At 63.7% G+C, this 16,214-nt stretch carries 17 protein-coding genes and 1 pseudogene; 13 read left to right on the top strand and 5 right to left on the bottom strand.

Annotation, left to right across the window (positions count from 1 at the left end; genetic code table 11):
* The first annotated feature begins 162 nt into the window (after positions 1-162).
* Positions 163-1,263 carry an ROK family protein gene (locus ACETK8_RS20375; protein WP_374039470.1) on the top strand — a complete coding sequence of 367 codons (1,101 nt, stop codon included), beginning with the start codon at positions 163-165 and terminating at the stop codon, positions 1,261-1,263.
* 721 nt (positions 1,264-1,984) lie between these two features.
* On the opposite strand, the gene ACETK8_RS20370 is transcribed toward ACETK8_RS20375, so the two are convergent.
* Complete coding sequence (locus ACETK8_RS20370) at positions 1,985-2,890, bottom strand: LysR substrate-binding domain-containing protein (RefSeq protein ID WP_374039469.1); 906 nt, start codon at positions 2,888-2,890, stop codon at positions 1,985-1,987.
* Between the two features lie 191 nt (positions 2,891-3,081).
* On the opposite strand from ACETK8_RS20370, the gene ACETK8_RS20365 reads away from it, so the two are divergent.
* The 7 genes from ACETK8_RS20365 (at position 3,082) to ACETK8_RS20335 (ending at position 7,283) form a co-directional block, all read left to right on the top strand.
* Complete coding sequence (locus ACETK8_RS20365) at positions 3,082-3,696, top strand: FMN-dependent NADH-azoreductase (protein ID WP_374039468.1); 615 nt, start codon at positions 3,082-3,084, stop codon at positions 3,694-3,696.
* Between the two features lie 14 nt (positions 3,697-3,710).
* Entirely contained in the window at positions 3,711-4,115 is a 405-nt protein-coding gene (locus tag ACETK8_RS20360) for a DoxX family protein (protein WP_374039467.1), read from the top strand.
* The gene (locus tag ACETK8_RS20355) at positions 4,112-4,810 is read left to right on the top strand and encodes a pirin family protein (RefSeq protein WP_374039466.1); all 699 of its coding nucleotides are present in this window, start codon (positions 4,112-4,114) and stop codon (positions 4,808-4,810) included. The genes ACETK8_RS20360 and ACETK8_RS20355 overlap by 4 nt, the downstream gene beginning before the upstream one ends.
* 41 nt (positions 4,811-4,851) lie before the next feature.
* Positions 4,852-5,253 (top strand): nuclear transport factor 2 family protein, encoded by a 402-nt coding sequence (locus ACETK8_RS20350; protein WP_374039465.1) that lies wholly within the window; start codon positions 4,852-4,854, stop codon positions 5,251-5,253.
* A gap of 22 nt (positions 5,254-5,275) precedes the next feature.
* The gene (locus ACETK8_RS20345) at positions 5,276-5,563 is read left to right on the top strand and encodes a DUF1330 domain-containing protein (protein WP_374039464.1); all 288 of its coding nucleotides are present in this window, start codon (positions 5,276-5,278) and stop codon (positions 5,561-5,563) included.
* Positions 5,564-5,629: 66 nt separating this feature from the next.
* Positions 5,630-6,523: an aldo/keto reductase gene (locus ACETK8_RS20340; RefSeq protein WP_374039463.1), complete on the top strand. Its 894-nt coding sequence runs from the start codon at positions 5,630-5,632 to the stop codon at positions 6,521-6,523.
* Between the two features lie 364 nt (positions 6,524-6,887).
* Positions 6,888-7,283 (top strand): YybH family protein, encoded by a 396-nt coding sequence (locus ACETK8_RS20335; RefSeq protein ID WP_374039462.1) that lies wholly within the window; start codon positions 6,888-6,890, stop codon positions 7,281-7,283.
* A gap of 58 nt (positions 7,284-7,341) precedes the next feature.
* Here ACETK8_RS20335 and ACETK8_RS20330 read toward each other — a convergent pair.
* Together ACETK8_RS20330 and ACETK8_RS20325 are read right to left on the bottom strand one after the other, a co-directional pair.
* Positions 7,342-7,690: pseudogene (locus ACETK8_RS20330) on the bottom strand (IS66 family transposase); the annotation flags it as partial.
* A 373-nt stretch (positions 7,691-8,063) separates the two neighbouring features.
* Positions 8,064-8,243, bottom strand: coding sequence for a glutathione S-transferase C-terminal domain-containing protein (locus ACETK8_RS20325; RefSeq protein ID WP_374039461.1), 180 nt, complete (start codon positions 8,241-8,243; stop codon positions 8,064-8,066).
* Between the two features lie 111 nt (positions 8,244-8,354).
* Here ACETK8_RS20325 and ACETK8_RS20320 point away from each other — a divergent pair.
* The 4 genes from ACETK8_RS20320 to ACETK8_RS20305 all read left to right on the top strand — a co-directional run bounded on the left by ACETK8_RS20320 (position 8,355) and on the right by ACETK8_RS20305 (position 11,594).
* Positions 8,355-9,544 (top strand): IS3 family transposase gene (locus tag ACETK8_RS20320; RefSeq protein ID WP_249341170.1). Its coding sequence is split into 2 segments (ribosomal slippage): positions 8,355-8,607 and positions 8,607-9,544, totalling 1,191 coding nucleotides; the frame shifts between segments, so codons are not numbered across the junction.
* Entirely contained in the window at positions 9,541-10,074 is a 534-nt protein-coding gene (locus ACETK8_RS20315; protein WP_374039460.1) for a GNAT family N-acetyltransferase, read from the top strand. The genes ACETK8_RS20320 and ACETK8_RS20315 overlap by 4 nt, the downstream gene beginning before the upstream one ends.
* A 321-nt stretch (positions 10,075-10,395) precedes the next feature.
* A complete protein-coding gene (locus tag ACETK8_RS20310; protein WP_374039459.1) occupies positions 10,396-10,833 on the top strand; it encodes a hypothetical protein in 438 nt (145 codons plus the stop codon).
* Between the two features lie 170 nt (positions 10,834-11,003).
* Entirely contained in the window at positions 11,004-11,594 is a 591-nt protein-coding gene (locus tag ACETK8_RS20305; protein WP_374039458.1) for an MBL fold metallo-hydrolase, read from the top strand.
* Here the strand turns inward: ACETK8_RS20305 and ACETK8_RS20300 are convergent.
* Positions 11,586-13,052 carry a peptidase S41 gene (locus tag ACETK8_RS20300; RefSeq protein WP_374039457.1) on the bottom strand — a complete coding sequence of 489 codons (1,467 nt, stop codon included), beginning with the start codon at positions 13,050-13,052 and terminating at the stop codon, positions 11,586-11,588. The two genes, ACETK8_RS20305 and ACETK8_RS20300, sit on opposite strands and share 9 nt — an antisense overlap.
* Before the next feature lie 349 nt (positions 13,053-13,401).
* Between ACETK8_RS20300 and ACETK8_RS20295 the strand changes: the two genes are divergently transcribed.
* Entirely contained in the window at positions 13,402-13,737 is a 336-nt protein-coding gene (locus ACETK8_RS20295; RefSeq protein WP_374036059.1) for a hypothetical protein, read from the top strand.
* Between the two features lie 878 nt (positions 13,738-14,615).
* On the opposite strand, the gene ACETK8_RS20290 is transcribed toward ACETK8_RS20295, so the two are convergent.
* A complete protein-coding gene (locus ACETK8_RS20290; RefSeq protein WP_374036060.1) occupies positions 14,616-15,914 on the bottom strand; it encodes an ISNCY family transposase in 1,299 nt (432 codons plus the stop codon).
* Between the last annotated feature and the right edge of the window lie 300 nt (positions 15,915-16,214).

The following is a 16,214-nucleotide window of genomic DNA, read 5'->3' as shown; positions in this document are numbered from 1 at the left end:
AGTGAAAAAACTTAATCCCTCATTGACCGGCCCTGAGGCCACCTTTAGCTCCTGCGGCCTAGGAGGACCCGGACCTCGATGCAACGGATCACCAGTTTGTCGGCGAGCGATCGTCGGGTCTTCGAGGCCCTCTGGCGGCGTGGCGCCTCGTCTCGCGCGGAGTTGGCCATCGACGCCGGCCTGACGCCCCCGGCGATCACCCAGATCTGCAAGGTCCTGCTCCACCATGGCCTGGTCCACGAGTTGCCGGCGCGCAAGGGCCAGAGGGGACAGCCGTCCCGGCCGCTGGCGGTCGATCCCGCAGGCGGCTTCGCCGGAGGCGTCAACTTCTCGCACAGCTACATGGAGGTCGGGGTCATGGACCTGAGCGGCCGCCTGCTGGGCGTTCGTAAGACAGCGCTGGGCGAGCCGCGCCCGCAGACGATCGCCGACACCGCCGTCGCGGGCGTCCGCGACTTGGTCCGCCGCCATCGGGTTCCCGCCGATCGGATGCTCGGCCTCGGTTTCGCCGTCCCGGGCGACTTCCGGGAGGGCGGACGTCGGCTCTTGGCCCACCCCGCGTTTCCCCACCTGAACGACCAGGACCTGGGGGAGATTTTCCAGTCAGCGTCACCTTGGCCCGTGTTCGTCGAGAACGACGGCCGGACCTCGGCGATCGGTGAGCGCATCATTGGAATCGGCCGCGGACTAAGCGCCTTCATGCTGATCCATATCGGCCACGGCGTCGGGGGCGGGCTGATCATCGACGGTCGGCCCTTCCGCGGCGCCCGCGGCAACGCCGGGCCGATCGGCCTGTTCTTTCCCTACGGCCTGCCGCGCCCTTCCGGGGAGGATCTGCTAGCGCATCTGCGCGCGGCCGGCTTGGCGGCGGACGATTTCGATGCGCTTGACGCGCTCGACCTGGAATCCTCTGGCGCTCTGGATGTCTGGCTCGGCCGGGCAGGGGAGCAACTCGGCCGTGTCCTGCCCCTCCTCGGCCGCTTTATCGACCCGGAGGCGATCGTCATCGCCGGCCGCCTACCGCCTGTGCTCCTCGATCGTCTCGCCGAGGTGATCAGCCAGGTCGACGTCATCCCGCCGGGCGATCCCCTGCCAGGCCCCGCTGTAGTCGCGTCTCGCCTGGGGTCGCTTGCCGGCGTGGTGGGCGCCGCCAGTCTTCCGATCTACGAGCGACTGATCCGCGGCGCCTCGGGCGAGCCGAAGTCCCGCATTCCGGCGGAGACCCGCGGAAGCGCCGTCGATGTCGTCGACGTGGCCCGGTAGTCGGGTGTTCGCCGCAAGCCCTTGGACCGGCGGTCGCCAGTGACGGCGCTTGGATAATGAGCTTCCACTCACCCCCGCGTCGCACATATCCGGATCCGATCAGGGCGCGGTACGGCGATCCGTCGCCGCGCTTCACACGAGCCTCGAAACCCAGCACCTCCATGTCCTCGGTCGGCTGATGCAGGAAGGCGTCGACACTGAAGGTCCTTCCAGCGGTTCCGGTCGCGCGCGGGCGCGAAGACCAGCGCGCATTCCGCATCGACATGCGCGCGGAAGGAGGCTCGCCGTCCAGCCAAAAGCCCCGAGCCAGCTCGAGTAGCTGCTCGCGCACGCCATGATGGTCTCCCAGTGCGCAAAAGCGAGAGGAACAGTCGCGGGTTCCGAACCTCGTGAAGAGTCGCCCCGACTGAAAGCGAACATCACCAAGCGCGCGAGGGCATAGCTTAGGCCCAAGCTGATCACGAGGAACCCGAGGAGGCGCACACCCTTCCAGAGCTGCCTCTTGGTCGGGATATCCGGCTTGGTTGGCGTTGCTCACCTCCCCAGAGAGCTGGACCGCGCTGCGGCGACTTCGAAACGCGCGGACACCGAGCCCTTCTAGAAGACAGGTGAACGCCGATCATCTTCAAGCGAAGACGCCGCCGTGCCATCCGACCCACAGCCTGAGACATCGCTTCGGGTTTGTCGCATACTAAAATCATGACGCCTGAGGGCCGGGACATCAGCTTCCCGCAGCGCATGGGCCAAAATTCGCAACGACATAATCGATGAACACCCTGACCGCCGGCCTGAGCCCTCGCGCGGTCGGGAAGACGAGATGGACCGTCACGTCCTCGGAATGCCAATCGGGCAGCACGCGGGCGAGGCGCGCCTCGGCGATCGGGTGCTCCACCAGCTCGGCCGGCAGCAGCGCGATGCCCGTGCCCGCGCACGCCGCCTCGACCAATACGTCGAACTCGCTGGTCCACAGGATCGGATCGAACGCGATGGTTCGCGAAACGCCTTCCGGCCCCCGCATCGTCCAGCTCGGCCGCTCGGTCTCTTCCATGAAGCTGAGGAACGGAAGCGTGCCGAGCTCCGCCGGATCGGACGGGATCGGGTGGGCGACGACGAAGCAGGGGCTGGCGACGAAGATCAGGCGGCTGATGCCGAGCTTGCGCATCGTCAGCGATTCATCCCGCAACTGGCTGCGCGCGCGGATCGCGACGTCGATCTTGTCATGGATGAGGTCGATCACCTGGTTGGTCGCCTTGAGCTGGACGCGGACCTCGGGGTAGCGCGCCAGGAAGCCGGGGATGATGCGCCCCATGGCCTGCCGTGCGATGCCCGGCGGACAGGTGACCCGGACGATGCCGACGGGGTCGGACCGGTGCAGCGCGACATCGCGATCCGCGCCTTCCAGATCGGCGAGCACCGCGCGGCAGCGGGCGTAATATTCACCTCCGACTTCGGTCAGCCGCACCCGTCTGGTGGATCGTTCGAGAAGACGGACGCCAAGCCGCGCCTCCAGTCGATCGACGTGACGGCTGATGCTCGACTTGGGACGGTTGAGAGCGCGCGCGGCGGCGGAGAAGCCATTGTGCTCCACCACGGCGGTGAAGAACAGGATGTCGTTCAGGTCCTGCACCGGCTCGTCGCCTCCGTGACACGCATCATTGTTGGATATGACCGGCCAATCGTAGCCGATTGGCCCGCTAGTGGAACAGTCTGTTCTTCGATCGACGGCTTCTGGACCCCGACGTCGGCGCTTACTTCGAAGGGCAGCACAACAACGCCGCCCGGTCGGTTCGACGGGATGCGACTGCAAAGGACATCCGGATGAAGCTTCTCCACATCAATTCGAGCATCCTCGGCGCCGCTTCGGCCTCGCGCCGCCTGTCGGCGGCGGTCGTCGCGCAATGGCGTCTGCAGCATCCCGACGGCGAGGTCGTCACGCGCGATCTGGCGGCCGCCCCCCTGGCGCATCTGGGCGGCGAGATCATGGCGATGCGGGGCATGGACCCGAGCGAGCCCTCGCCCGAGGTTCGCCACGCGCTCGCGATCGCGGCCGAGGTGATGGAGGAGTTCCTGTCCGCCGACGTGGTGGTCGTCGGCGCGCCGATGTACAATTTCGGCATTCCAAGCCAGCTCAAGGCCTGGATCGACCGGCTCGCCGTCCCCGGCAAGACCTTCACCTACACCGAGCAGGGTCCGCGCGGCCTGGCCGGCGGCAAGACCGTCATCGTCGCCTCCTCGCGCGGCGGATATTATGGCGACGGGACGCCGCTCGCCGCGATCGACTTCCAGGAGAAATATCTCTCCGCGGTGTTCGGCTTCTTCGGCATCACCGACATCCGCTTTCTGCGGGCCGAGGGCGTCAACATCAGCCCCGAGAACCGGCGCCAGGCGATCGAGGCCGCAGAGCGCGACGCCCCCCAACTCGTCGTCGCCTGACCGGATCGAGCGTCATGACCGACAACACGCGGTACCTGCCAGCGATCGGCCGCATCCTGATCGGCGGCATCTTCGCCATGAGCGGCCTCACCAAGATCCCGGCCTATGCCGGGATCACCGCCATGATCACGGCGGCCGGCCTTCCGCTCGCACCCTTGGGCTGGGCCGTCGCCCTCGTCGTGGAGATCGGCCTCGGCCTGCTGCTGCTCGTGGGCTGGCGGGCCCGCGCCGTCGCCGCCGCGCTGGCGCTCTGGTGCCTCGCCACGGCGGTGTTCTTCCACCGCGACTTCGCCGACCAGAACATGATGATCCATTTCTTGAAGAATCTCATGATCGCCGGCGGGTTGCTCCAGATCGCGCATTTCGGCGCCGGCGCCTTCAGCCTCGACGCCCGCAGGAACGTGGGAGGCCGGCCATGATCGAGCACCGGCCGGTATCCGAGCTCGGCGGCGGCGACCATGGCTGGCTGAAGGCGCTGCACCACTTCCATATCGGCGCCCATGGCAATCCGGCGCACAAGGCGCTGGGCAATCTCTATGTCTGGAACGACGACGAGCTGGCGCCGGGCACCGGCTTCCCGCCGCACCCGCACCGCGACGTCGAGATCATCACCTATGTCCGCGAAGGCTATGTCTCGCATCGCGACAGCCTCGGCAACGAAGGCCGGATCGAGGCCGGCGACGTGCAGGTGATGAGCGCCGGCACGGGAATCCAGCATGCCGAGGTCGGCGCGTCCGACCAGCGGACCAGGATTTTCCAGATATGGCTGCATCCCCGCGCGCACGGCGGCGAGCCGCGCTGGGGCACCCGGCCGTTTCCCAAAAGCGACCGCGCCGGCCGCTTCGTGGTGCTGGCCAGCGGCTTCATCGAGGACGCCGACGCGCTGGTCATCCGCGCCGACGCCCGCGCGCTCGGGGCGACGCTGGCGGCGGGTCAGTCGCTGACCTATGATATGGCGCCGGGACGCAAGGCCTATCTGGTCGCCACGAGCGGCCGGATCACCGTCAACGACGTTCCGCTCGAGGCCCGCGACGGGGCAGCGGTGCGGGACGAAGCCACGCTTCGCATCGAAGCGCTCGCCGATACCGAAATCGTGCTGGTCGACACGGTCTAAGCACCGACGGCCACGATCCATTTCATCGAAGGAATACGCACATGAACGAACAGAATCTCGGCATCGCCCAGCAGCTCCTCGAGAAGATCGGCGCCGGCGCGCCGCCGGCCGAAGTCGCCGCACTGGTAAGCGAGGACATCAGCTTCGAGATTCCCGGCGACGAGACCGCTCTGCCGTGGATCGGCAAGAAGGTCGGGCGGCAGGCGTTCGCCGACTTCATTCGCGACCAGCGCGAGATGCTGGTGTCCAATGCGTTCCAGGTGGACGACATCCTGGTCAGCGACACGCGCGCGGTGATCCTCGGCGAGCTGTCCGCCACGATCAAGCAGAGCGGGAAGGTCGCCGAGACCTATTTCGCGATCATCCTGACCATCGCGGACGGGCTGGTGGTACGCTTCCAGATGCTCGAAGACAGCTTCGCCGCATCGCAGGCGGCGCGCTGAGCCAACACCGAGGAAACCGAATATGGCCGCCTATATCGTCTTCATTCGCGAGAGCACGCAGGACCGAGCGGAGCTCGAGGAATATTGGGCGAAGATGCGCGCCACGATGAAGGGGCACGCTATCAAGGTTCTTGCGGCCTATGGCCGCCACGACGTGCTTGAGGGGGCGGCTCCCGAGGGCGTCGTGATCGCCGAGTTTCCGACGATGGAGGAAGCGAAGGCCTGGTATGAAAGTCCTGCGTACCAGGATGCTGCCAGGCACCGCTTCAACGGCGCCATTTATCGCGGGCTGATCGTCGAAGGCGTGTGATCGCCCGGGCGCGCCATCAAGATTCTGCTGCATGGGAGCGCAATTCGGTTCGCAATGGATTGTGAAATGACCAAAGTGGATAAAGCTGGCGAATTCCATATCGGTGGCGAACTTCGCGTCCGAAGGTTCGGATTCGGCGCGATGCGGCTGACGGGCAAAGGCGTGTGGGGGCCACCCGAGAACGTCCCCGCCGCTCAAGACGTTCTGCGCGGCGTGATCGACCTGGGCATCAATTTCATCGATACGGCCGGCTCCTACGGGCCGGGAGACAATGAGAGGCTGATTCGAGATACCCTGCGCCCATATCCGGCAGGGCTCGTGATCGGCACCAAAGGCGGCATGAGGAAGACCGGGCCTTCGACTCTTGAGAATTGGGGCATCGAGCTGGACGCCAGCGAGCCGTTTCTGCGGCAAGGCGTGGAAGGGAGCCTCCGCGACCTGGGCGTCGAGCGGATCGACCTCTATCAACTCCACCGGGTCGATCCGAAGATTCCCATCGAGGATACGATGGGCGTGCTGGCCCGGCTGCGGGACGAGGGCAAGATCCGCCATGTCGGGTTGTCGGCGGTGAGCGTCGAGCAGATCGAGCGTGCCCGCACCGTCATCGACATCGCCACCGTGCAGAACGAATACAACCTCGCTAGTCGCAAGCACGAGGATGTTCTCACCCTCTGCGAGCGCTACACGATCGGATTCATCCCTTTTTATCCGCAGCAGATCGGCAAGATTGCCGAGGCGGAGACCTTGAAGGCGATCGCAGCGCGCGAAAACGCGACAACCGCTTTGGTGTCGCTCGCGTGGCTGTTGCGCCGCTCGCCGGTGATGATCCCCATCCCCGGCACGTCCTCACGCGCGCACCTTGAAGAAAACGCCGACGCTTGCCGGATTGCCCTGTCAGACGACGACATGGCGGCACTGGAAGAGCTGGCGGCCACGTTCGGACAGGTTGGGGCCGCGTGAGTGCGCAGGCAGCGAGAGCCATGCGGCGCCTCCATGCGGGCGGCGCCGCGAATGTTGAAAGTCAGGTCGTCGCTGCAGATCCGAACGAAAGACCGGGCCGCATAGCTGTGAAATGCTTCATGGAGACGAACTTCGTAAACGGTGTGCCGCAGTCACCTTGACTAGCTTGCTCAAAATTGGACGTGATCATTTGCCAGTCGCTGACGCTGGTGATCAAGATGCACCATGGAATTTGTTCGCGCTTTCACTGTGATTATTATCACCATTCATCGAGTGGTGGGTTAAGCACGTCATGTTTCCAGACAAAGCAACCCGCCGCGAGGCGGATTTTGTTTTTCCGCTCGCGGCCATTTTGGAGTCCAGAATGTCCGACCATCCCTTGAAAGCCCTTATCGAATCTGCAGACCGTTCCATATCGGCCAAAGACTTCGACGGCTTGATGCGATTTTACATCGATGATGCCACCTTAGTGGTCAAGGCAGGCATGTACGCCAAAGGCAAAGACCAGATCAGGAAAGCGTTCGAAGCAATCTCTGCTCATTTCCAAGGTAAATTGAAAGTCCGCCAAGGGCGGATGGAGGTGATCGAGGGCGGAGACACAGCGTTGGTCATCATGGAAACGTGGTTGGATGCCGTCGACGAAACCGGCAGTGCGACGTCGACGGTACGACGTGCCACCTATGTGTTTCGTAGAGACGCGTCTGGCACCTGGTTATGCGCTGTAGACAATTCCTACGGCACGGCTCTCCTCGATAGTTGAGAATGTCCCCGGCCCAGTGCCCACGTTGGGTCGGGGACAGCGTTCGGGTTGGCGCAAATTACGTTGCCGCATACTTCCACGGCAGAAGCTCATCAATCCGGTTCTGCCTGTGGCCGTTGACAATGGCGGTGAGCGTGGCGGTCAGGTAGGTCTGCGGATCAACCGAATTGAGCTTACACGTCTCGATGAGCGAGGCGATGGTCGCCCAGTTCTCAGCACCAGTGTCGTGCCCGGCAAAGAGCCCATTCTTGCGATTGAGGGCTATCGGCCGGATGGTCCGCTCAACACTGTTGTTGTCGATCTCGATGCGGCCGTCGGTCAGGAAGAGCTTCAAACCATCCCAGTATTTGGCAATGTAGGCCAAGGCCTCGCCGAGTGGGACTTGTTGAGACACGGGCACGGTGATGGAGTGGAACAGCGGTTACCGAACTTCTCTCTGGTCACGGTCCTTTCTTCTTGTCCGGCGTCAGGAGACGCCACGGAGGCAGAGCGGGCGGCAGACATGGCGGCTCGCATAGCCGACCCTTTACGGGTTGATGGCGCCAAGCGGCCAATCTGACCAAGGATCAGCGCAGAAAAGCGGGTGTGGTGCTCGGCGTGGGGAGCCGTTCCTGCTCGCTCAAAAAGCTGCGTTCACGACTGCCGTTCGGTGTCGCAGGATGCTAAGAGGAAGCATTGTTCGAGCAGTTCGCGTCCCACACGCCCTGCCGGGCCACGTCCGATGATGATGGGCACTATGTTTACGCTATAGCCCTCTAATACCGCACAACCGGGCAAGTTTCACGCGACCGACGGGACTGCTGCTTCCCTTTCCAGCGCCGCCGCGACCGAGGGGCGAACTTCTATCCGCCGCATATAGGCTGCGATTTTCGGCCAGCGACTGAGGTCGATCCCGAAGCCCTTCATCCAACCGAGGACCGTGAAGAGGTAAGCATCCGCCACCGTGAAGCGGTTACCCATAAGATAGTCTTGCGTTGCAAGACCGCTTTCTATGAGGTCAAAGCGCCTGACGTGACCCCCTGAAACTCCTCCACGAATAGCTAGAGTCCGCCCCTCGAAAGGACGGACAGAATGAAGCGATCACGGTTTACGGAAGAGCAGATCATCGGGATCCTGCGCGAGCAGGAGGCCGGTGTTCCGGTGGCGGATCTGTGCAGGAAGCACGGGCTGAGCTCGCCGACCTTCTACAAATGGAAGGCCAAGTATGGCGGCATGGACGTGTCGGAGGCCCGGCGGCTGAAGGCGCTGGAAGAGGAGAACGCCAAGCTGAAGCGGATGCTGGCGGACTCGATGCTGGACAACGTCGCGCTGAAGGATCTGCTGGGAAAAAAGTGGTGACGCCCGCTGCGCATCGAGCGGCGGCGGCGCACCTGCAGTCGGCTTACGGGATGAGCGAACGGCGGGCCTGCCGGGTGCTGGGCGTGGACCGGACGAGCGTGCGCTATCAGGCGACGCGACCGGACGACGGCGCCCTGCGCGATCGGCTGAAGGCCCTGGCCCAGGAGCGTCGGCGGTTCGGCTATCGACGTCTGCACGTGATGCTCCGGCGCGAGGGCCATGCGGTCAACAAGAAGCGTGTCCAGCGGATCTACCGCGAGGAGAAGCTGACGGTGCGTCGGCGCGGCGGGCGCAAACGCGCGATGGGCACAAGGCGGCCGCTGGAGATTCCTCTGGTCGCAAACCAGCGCTGGTCGCTGGACTTCGTGTCCGACCAGATGACGGACGGGCGGCGCTTCCGCATCCTGACGGTGATCGACAACTGCACCCGCGAGTGCCTCGGGCTCGTCGCCGACACCTCGCTGTCAGGGCGACGGGTGGCGCGCGAGTTGGACGCCATCATCCTGCGACGCGGGCGACCCGAGACGATCATCAGCGACAACGGCACGGAATACACGTCCAACGCCATCCTGGCCTGGGCCGACGACGCCGGTGTGGGCTGGCACTACATCGCGCCGGGCAAGCCTCAGCAGAACGGCTTCAACGAGAGCTTCAACGGCCGTCTGCGTGACGAGCTGCTGAACGAGACGCTGTTCCGATCCCTGCCGCACGCCCGTGCGGTGCTCGAAACCTGGCGGCGCGACTACAACGAAACCCGGCCGCACTCGAAGCTCGGCTGGCTGACGCCGCAGGCCTACGCAGATGCGCTCAGCGGAAAGATCGGCCGGTCCGCTGCGCTGGTTGGAGGCTGCGCTGACCGGCCTCTTGCCAACCCCACCAACCCCAGTTCAGATCACCAAAGGACTCTCGTTATGGCTGGATGAGAAACGGGGGTCACGTCACGAGGCTCGCTGATGTCGAGGCCATCGTGGCATTGGTCGACAGAACGCGTGCAAAATATGAAAGCTACCAACCCATCTTTTGGCGGCGGGGTCCTGATCACCTCGCTCGAACACGCTGCTACTTCAGGTTTCAGATATTAAATCCGAGAACCAAGACCCTAGTGTGCGAAAGAGGCACGTCGCTCGTCGGATGTCTGGTCGCCCTACCGACGCCCGCTCCACCGATCTTCAATCCAGGAGGTCCAACGGTAACGATCGATGACTTTTGCGTCTCCCGTGATGAGGAGTGGGCTCATGCTGGCAGAGCGTTGATTGAGAAATTGCGACAAATTGCGGAGCGAAAAGGCTGGCACCAACTCGTCGCCGTCAACGCTGCGGCCGACCTGCCAAAAGCTAGATTTCTCGAAGGCATTGGTCTCTCGATTGCCTCGACGTGGTCAGTGGGCACCTTCGACCGACTCGTCAGTCCGGGCACTGCGCCGCTCGTCCCCCGTTCCGATGGAAGCGACTAAAGCACTTCGCTGGAATCAGAAAAGTGCAGACTGCGCTCGTCATTCCGTCTTACGACAGACCTCGACGAACGACAGGTCTTGGGATCACCGGAATCGATCCCGAATGACTGGCATTGGGCGCGAAGCGGCCTCGACGAGAGACGATTCGAACGGCCATCCCGCCACTGGCCATTAGGGCTACTACTCCGGCGTAGCCGAGGCGATGGAAGGCGGGGAGCGGCGGCAGACGGCGGCATTTGGCGCGCCTCAGGCGCGGCGAACTCGAAAATTATTCCGAGGCGATCTCTACCGTTTAGCGGCCGAGGCCGTTAGCTTGGCCGCATGTCTGAGCCCGCCGTCGCCCTCGCCATCGATGAAGCCCGCGCCTACGCCGCCGAGGCGGTGCCGGATGTCCGTATCGACATCCACGCCGCGGGATCAATGGTGAGGGTCTCAGCCGCCTGGCCGAGCGACGGCCGCGACGTCACGGCCGAAGAAGTCGTCACCATCACGCCGGCGGCCCTCGAACCCGTGACCGCGCTGATCGACGCCATCGATCGCTTGGAACGCCGGGTGATGCCGGCCGACACCTATCGCGAGACCCGGGCCAAGACCCTGATCAATCGAGAGTTGGATCGCAGGGATGGAGAAGACGATACGCCCGTCATTCTCCGCGGCCGCCTTTGGCAGGGGTTTCTCGACGAGACCGGGCTCACGCCGAATGACGCGGGCGAAGTCACCTATCGGGGCGTCACCGTTTGGCGCGGCCAACGGCACTGAGCGGTAGCGCTGAAGGCATCGACCTTGCCCAATCGAAAGGCGCGGTCAGGCGAGCATCGCCGCCACTTTTCTCCAAATGCGAGCGTTCTATTGCTACGTCCCGCGGCGCCGCCGAAAGCTCTGTCGAACGGCGCTTGTATACGACGTCATCATATCCACCGAGTAGAGTCATGGCGCGCGCCCAGAACGAAGACGGCCCCCATCCGGTCGACCGCCATGTCGGCGCACGGGTCAGATCGAAGCGGATCGAGCTGGGCTACAACCAGAGTGAGCTCGGGCGGGCCCTGGGTCTCACGTTTCGTTCGGCCCTGACATCGCGTTTTCCTTATATCTTCGAAAGTATAGAGGGTTATCCGGCGATCCTCGACGCGTGCGACATCCCGGGTCACGGCGAACCCTGGTCGATCGAGGGCGCTGGCGGCCCGATTCCGGTCGTGACCTTCGACCAAGCCCACGGACCGATCCGGTCGGTCGGCTACCGGTTGGGCGGTGTGTCCTATTCCAGCGACGTGTCCGGCCTGGACGAAGCGGCGCTCGAAGCGGTGCGAGGCTGCGACCTCTGGATCGTTGACGCACTACGCTGGACGCCGCATCCCACTCACGCCAATGTGGAGACCGCGTTGGGCTGGATCGAGCGTGCGCAGGTGGGCCGCGCAGTGCTGACGAACCTGCACATCGATCTGGACTACAAGGATCTGGCGGCGAAACTTCCGCCGCACGTGGAGCCGGCGTTCGACGGGTGGACGCTTTCGCTATCTTGAGCCGCTGGAGGCTGCTGGCGGAGCCAGACCTATAATCCAATCCTCCAGCGCCGAAGTATCGTCAATGTCGCCGGAAAAACGGCGAACCGGGCTCCATGGCGCGTTGGACCCGCGAGGCCGGCCGCGATAGACCTTCATGGGGACCACGGCCTGCCCCAGACCACTGGGCAACGCATCGCGCCGAGCGTCCATGTAGAATGTGTCCGCGTCGGTTTCTCGACCGACCTGGACGGCGCCCAGCGCCCGCCAAAGGTCGACAGCATCCAGACAGGCCGAGGCGCAGCTCGTGTCCGTAACGACATAGACAGGCGTATCGAGGGGAGCCAGATCTCCGCTATCGATGTGCGTCTCAGCGTCTTCGGCGAGAAGCCCCTTCGGCTCTCTCCAAAGCGGTCGCCCGAGCTCATGGGCCTCCGAAAGGCCCGCGATCATCTTCTCCACATACTCCCGGATGTGGGCCGGCGCGGCCGCGAACTTCGTCCGAAATCCAAGGAACATCTCGACATTGGCGGGCGAGACGCGCCAGTCGACGCCGTCTGAAGTCGGCGCGGCCTCGGCCGTCGCCTTATCGCCCCAGATCGCCCCGGCGATCCGCCTTGACCAGAGGGACGAGCCCCCGCCGTTTCCCCTCAAGTCCAGGACGATGCGCGGCGCCTTGGCCAACTCCGCATGATCGCGTTCGAGCTCGGCGACCATCGGCTCGATCCTCCGGGCGACATAGCCGTCCGGAGCGCCGTCGAAACTGCTGAAGCTGAACCAGCGGGTCCCATCGGCCAACACGCGAGATCCGAGAGCGGGCGTCGGAGGATCAGCGAGCGGCGCCGCATAGAGCTCATACGCCTCGTCGGTGAACGCGCGCCACGTCAGCGAAACCGTGACATCACTTCCATTGCGCTCGAATACGCATGTTTCCGGACGCTGAACGAAGGGGTTGCCGTCGTCGGTGAACAACTGCCACGCTGTTCGGCTGCGCGTCGCTTCCAGCATCCAACGTCCCGTGAAGGCGCCCAGTGCGGAGGCCGCAAGGGCGTCCGCGGATCGGCCGTCGCATTCAGCCAACATATCGCCCGTCTCGAGCGGCGAGTCCGGCAGGCGGGTCGTCACGACGTAGCGGCCCGACGCGGTATAGGTTGTCAGGAAGCCGGGCCATGCCAGGACGACCGACGGCCCGTCCGTTACGGAGTAGGCCAAGTGGCTGTCGTCGAAGCGCGCGACATAGCCGCGCATGGCGCCGACGTAGCCGGCATAATCCTTCACCTTTTCAGATCGTTCGAGAGCTTGTCGCAAGGCCGCGTCATTCAGTTCGCTGAAACCCGGGTTTAGCGGATCGGCCGGCCCAGGGTGGTTGGCGGCGATGAGGTCGTGGAACGCCGTGGCGTCATTTCGCAGAATGGACGGCCAGTCCGGCTCAACGGGCATGAACGCGCCGGCCAATGCCGCCATCAAGACACTGAGCATCGAATTATCTCCCGAGAGAAGGTTCGCCGTGTCGCGAGTAGTGTATTCCCGATCTTAGATCGCCAAGGGCGATCATCCCACTTACGGTTCTGTAAGCATGATTTGTCTACGCCGGTTAGAGATGTCGCGCCGGGCGCCAGATAGAAATGTCACCAGGGGATAGGTGAGGGGAGCGGGCGGGCGCGGAGCCCTCCAACCGCGCAGAGCCCGACCGCTGCCCTCCGCACCGGCCGTTCAGCTTCGCCCTTTGTTTTCCGAGTGCGCCGTTAGGCGCGCGAAGCACTGAGGTCCGTCATGCTGCCACCGGAGTCGTATTGGCCCTTGGGCGGCCAGCGGCTAGAGTTAGGTCATGGCCGCAAATGACTACGATCTAGCTCTGGAAGAACTGACAAGAGCCTCGACGATGCGGCTGCTCGCTTCTGAGAGCTTTGACCTGCCGTCCTTCGCCGCATTGTATGATCACCTTGGCCAAAAGGCGGAGGCGCTCAAGTCGGAGCACGTCATATCCAAGCAAATCCTCGACGCGCTCCGAAACGCTGCAAAGGCCATCCGAAATCAAGCGCCTTACGTTACCGGTGCTCGTGAAAATATCGCCCTCGCGGACAAGTTTGAAGTTCTGCTCGACCTCATGATCATCGGTGAAGGTCCACGTGATCGCGCGCCGGGTGTGCCCCGTATTGTTTGAGCGCCTATCAGCCTTGGCAGGAAGCAATTATTAGATGTCTTGGTTTTCCAAGCTCATGGGCAATCGTGAAGCACCTTCTCCCGCGCAGGCGGCGCAACCAGCGCAGCCGGGCAATGACGGGACGCCATCCGCTGGCGGGTGGGCTGGTCAGTACGATGTGTTCGTAATCCTCACGCGCAATGCGGAAAGCGCGCCTTGGCTGGCGTCGAACTGGGCGAAGATCTCCGAAGTCTTTGATCCGATGATGCAGCGTCCAAGAGGGTCTGCAGCGGTTAGGTCCACACAGTTAGCAAAAGGCCCTGGCTCACCCAATCATCGGGCGATTTCGTTTGGACGTATCGGCTGGAATGCAGCTGGGACGGCCAAGTGGACCCACGCAAAGCCGGGGCAGCTCACATCGGGACAGGAAGCGGAGTTCCTGACTACCGAGGCATGGGCTCCCTCGTGGACTGTTTGCCAGCGGGAGCAACAGGCTCCTGACATTTACCTCGCATGCGCTGCTCGGAGCGGGCCGGAATTATCTGGGATGCTCGTCGTGGCGGTTGCGCATGCTGCTGGCGACGACACCTTGGCCCAAGCCCGGCAAGCCGTGTCGAACCTGGGATCGGTCCTTAGCGCCGGTCTAGTCGCGACCTGGACCCGCCCGTGGAGCTTTCCATTCGGAAAGGGGCCTCTGAGGACAAGCGCTATCAATGACTTAATGGTCACAGGCTTGTTCGTGACTGGAGCGCTGCCGACGCCAACACCTGAACTGGCTTGGCTTGAAGGACCTTGGCAAAGCCTCGACTAGACCGTGAGCGGGGCAGGGAACTCGATTTAGCTTCAGTCGAATTTACTCACCAGGGGTGAGCAGTTGGGTAGATTCGTAAATCGCGGCCTTATCCCACGCTGAACATGTGCTTGGTCTGATCGCGCCGCTTCGGGCCCTTGCTGGTGCGCATGCCTGGCGGTTGGGTCTGTTGGCTCTCGCGGATCAGGGTGAGGAGACCGCCTAAGCGCTTGTTCTCGAGCACGGCGGTCTCGGTGACGCGCCGCAGCTTGTCGAAGGTGCGGTAGGGCATGCTGTGGCCCTTGTAGCGGACCTCCAGGCGCCCGTCGGGGAAGTCCACGACCTCGACCCGCCGGCCGATCGCGGCCTGGGCGAACTCGGACGGCTCGATCATGAAGAGGATGTTGTCGTACTGGAGGGTGAGGGACTGCGACAGCGTCCGCTCGGCACGCCAGGTGAAGGCTTCATCCAGCCGATCCCGGGCCTGCATGGGTCGATGCAGGTCCTTGTCGTTGAACGGCGCCTTGGCGAAGCGGGCGTTGTAGTCGGCCATGAAGGCCGGAAGGAAGGCGTTTCCATCTTCCATGGTGCTGACGCCGGCGAGGCGCAGTTCCTTCACCAGCCGGTCCTGCAAGGTCTTGTTGGCGCGTTCCACGCGGCCCTTGGCCTGGCTGGAGTTGGCGCAGATGATCTCGATACTGAGCGCCTTCAGGGCGCGGCCGAATTGGGTCATGCCGTCGCCGTGCAGGCCGCTAGGCTTGTTGACCCGGAAGACGGCATGCTTGTCGGTGTAGAAGGCCACCGGCTTGCCGTGCTGCTCCAGATACCGCTGCGTGGCGTTGAAGTAGGCGAACGTCGACTCCGACTGGACGAACTGCAGGTGCATCAGTCGGCTGGTGGCGTCGTCGATGAAGACGAGCAGGGTGCATTGCGGCCCGCGATCCTCGAACCACCAGTGCTCCGAGCCGTCGACCTGGACCAGCTCGCCGACGCACTCGCGCCGATAGCGCGGCTGGTAGACCCGGCCGCGGCGCTTCACGCGGTCCGCCCAGAGACCGGCGTCGAGCATCCACAGCCGAAGCGTCTCACGGCCGACGACGATGCCGTGGACCTCGCGCAGCTTCTCGGCGGCCAGCGTTGGGCCAAAGTCGGCGTAACGGGCCTTGATCAGCTCCAGCGCCTGATCCTTGATCGCCGTGGGCGTCTGACGGTTGCTGGCCCGACCGCGCTTCTTGGAGATGAGGGCCGTCGCGCCTTGCTCCTGGTAGGCCTTCGACAACCGCAGGACCTGGCGGCGCTCCAGGCCCATCAACTCGCTGGCCGCCGAGACCGTCAGCCGTCCGGCCGTCAGATCGCGCAGGATCTCGACTCGGCTAAGCTCCTTGTCGCTCATGAAGTGCAGCGCCACTTTGGAGGACCTCCCACGCAAAATGAGGGAGGGTGCCATCTCTAACTGGCACGCCGGTGACATTACTAAATGGCGGCTACATGATTATTTCGCATAACAATAGTTATCGGAAATTGACCATATTTTTCGATGCAGATTCCGTTAGTTATGGAACTAACCACGTTCCACATTATACGAAACGAGTCCTTCGTCTTTAGCTTTGGCGATCCGCAGGCCGCGCCGTTGCGATGGCGCCCTCTGCGGCCTTCACCACCTTTGGCCGCCAGAGCCCAATGAGTTCGCCGATCATTCAGCGCAATG

This window comes from Brevundimonas staleyi, from assembly GCF_041893865.1.
GTDB lineage: Bacteria > Pseudomonadota > Alphaproteobacteria > Caulobacterales > Caulobacteraceae > Brevundimonas > Brevundimonas staleyi.
This window is presented reverse-complemented; position numbering and strand designations above follow the sequence as displayed.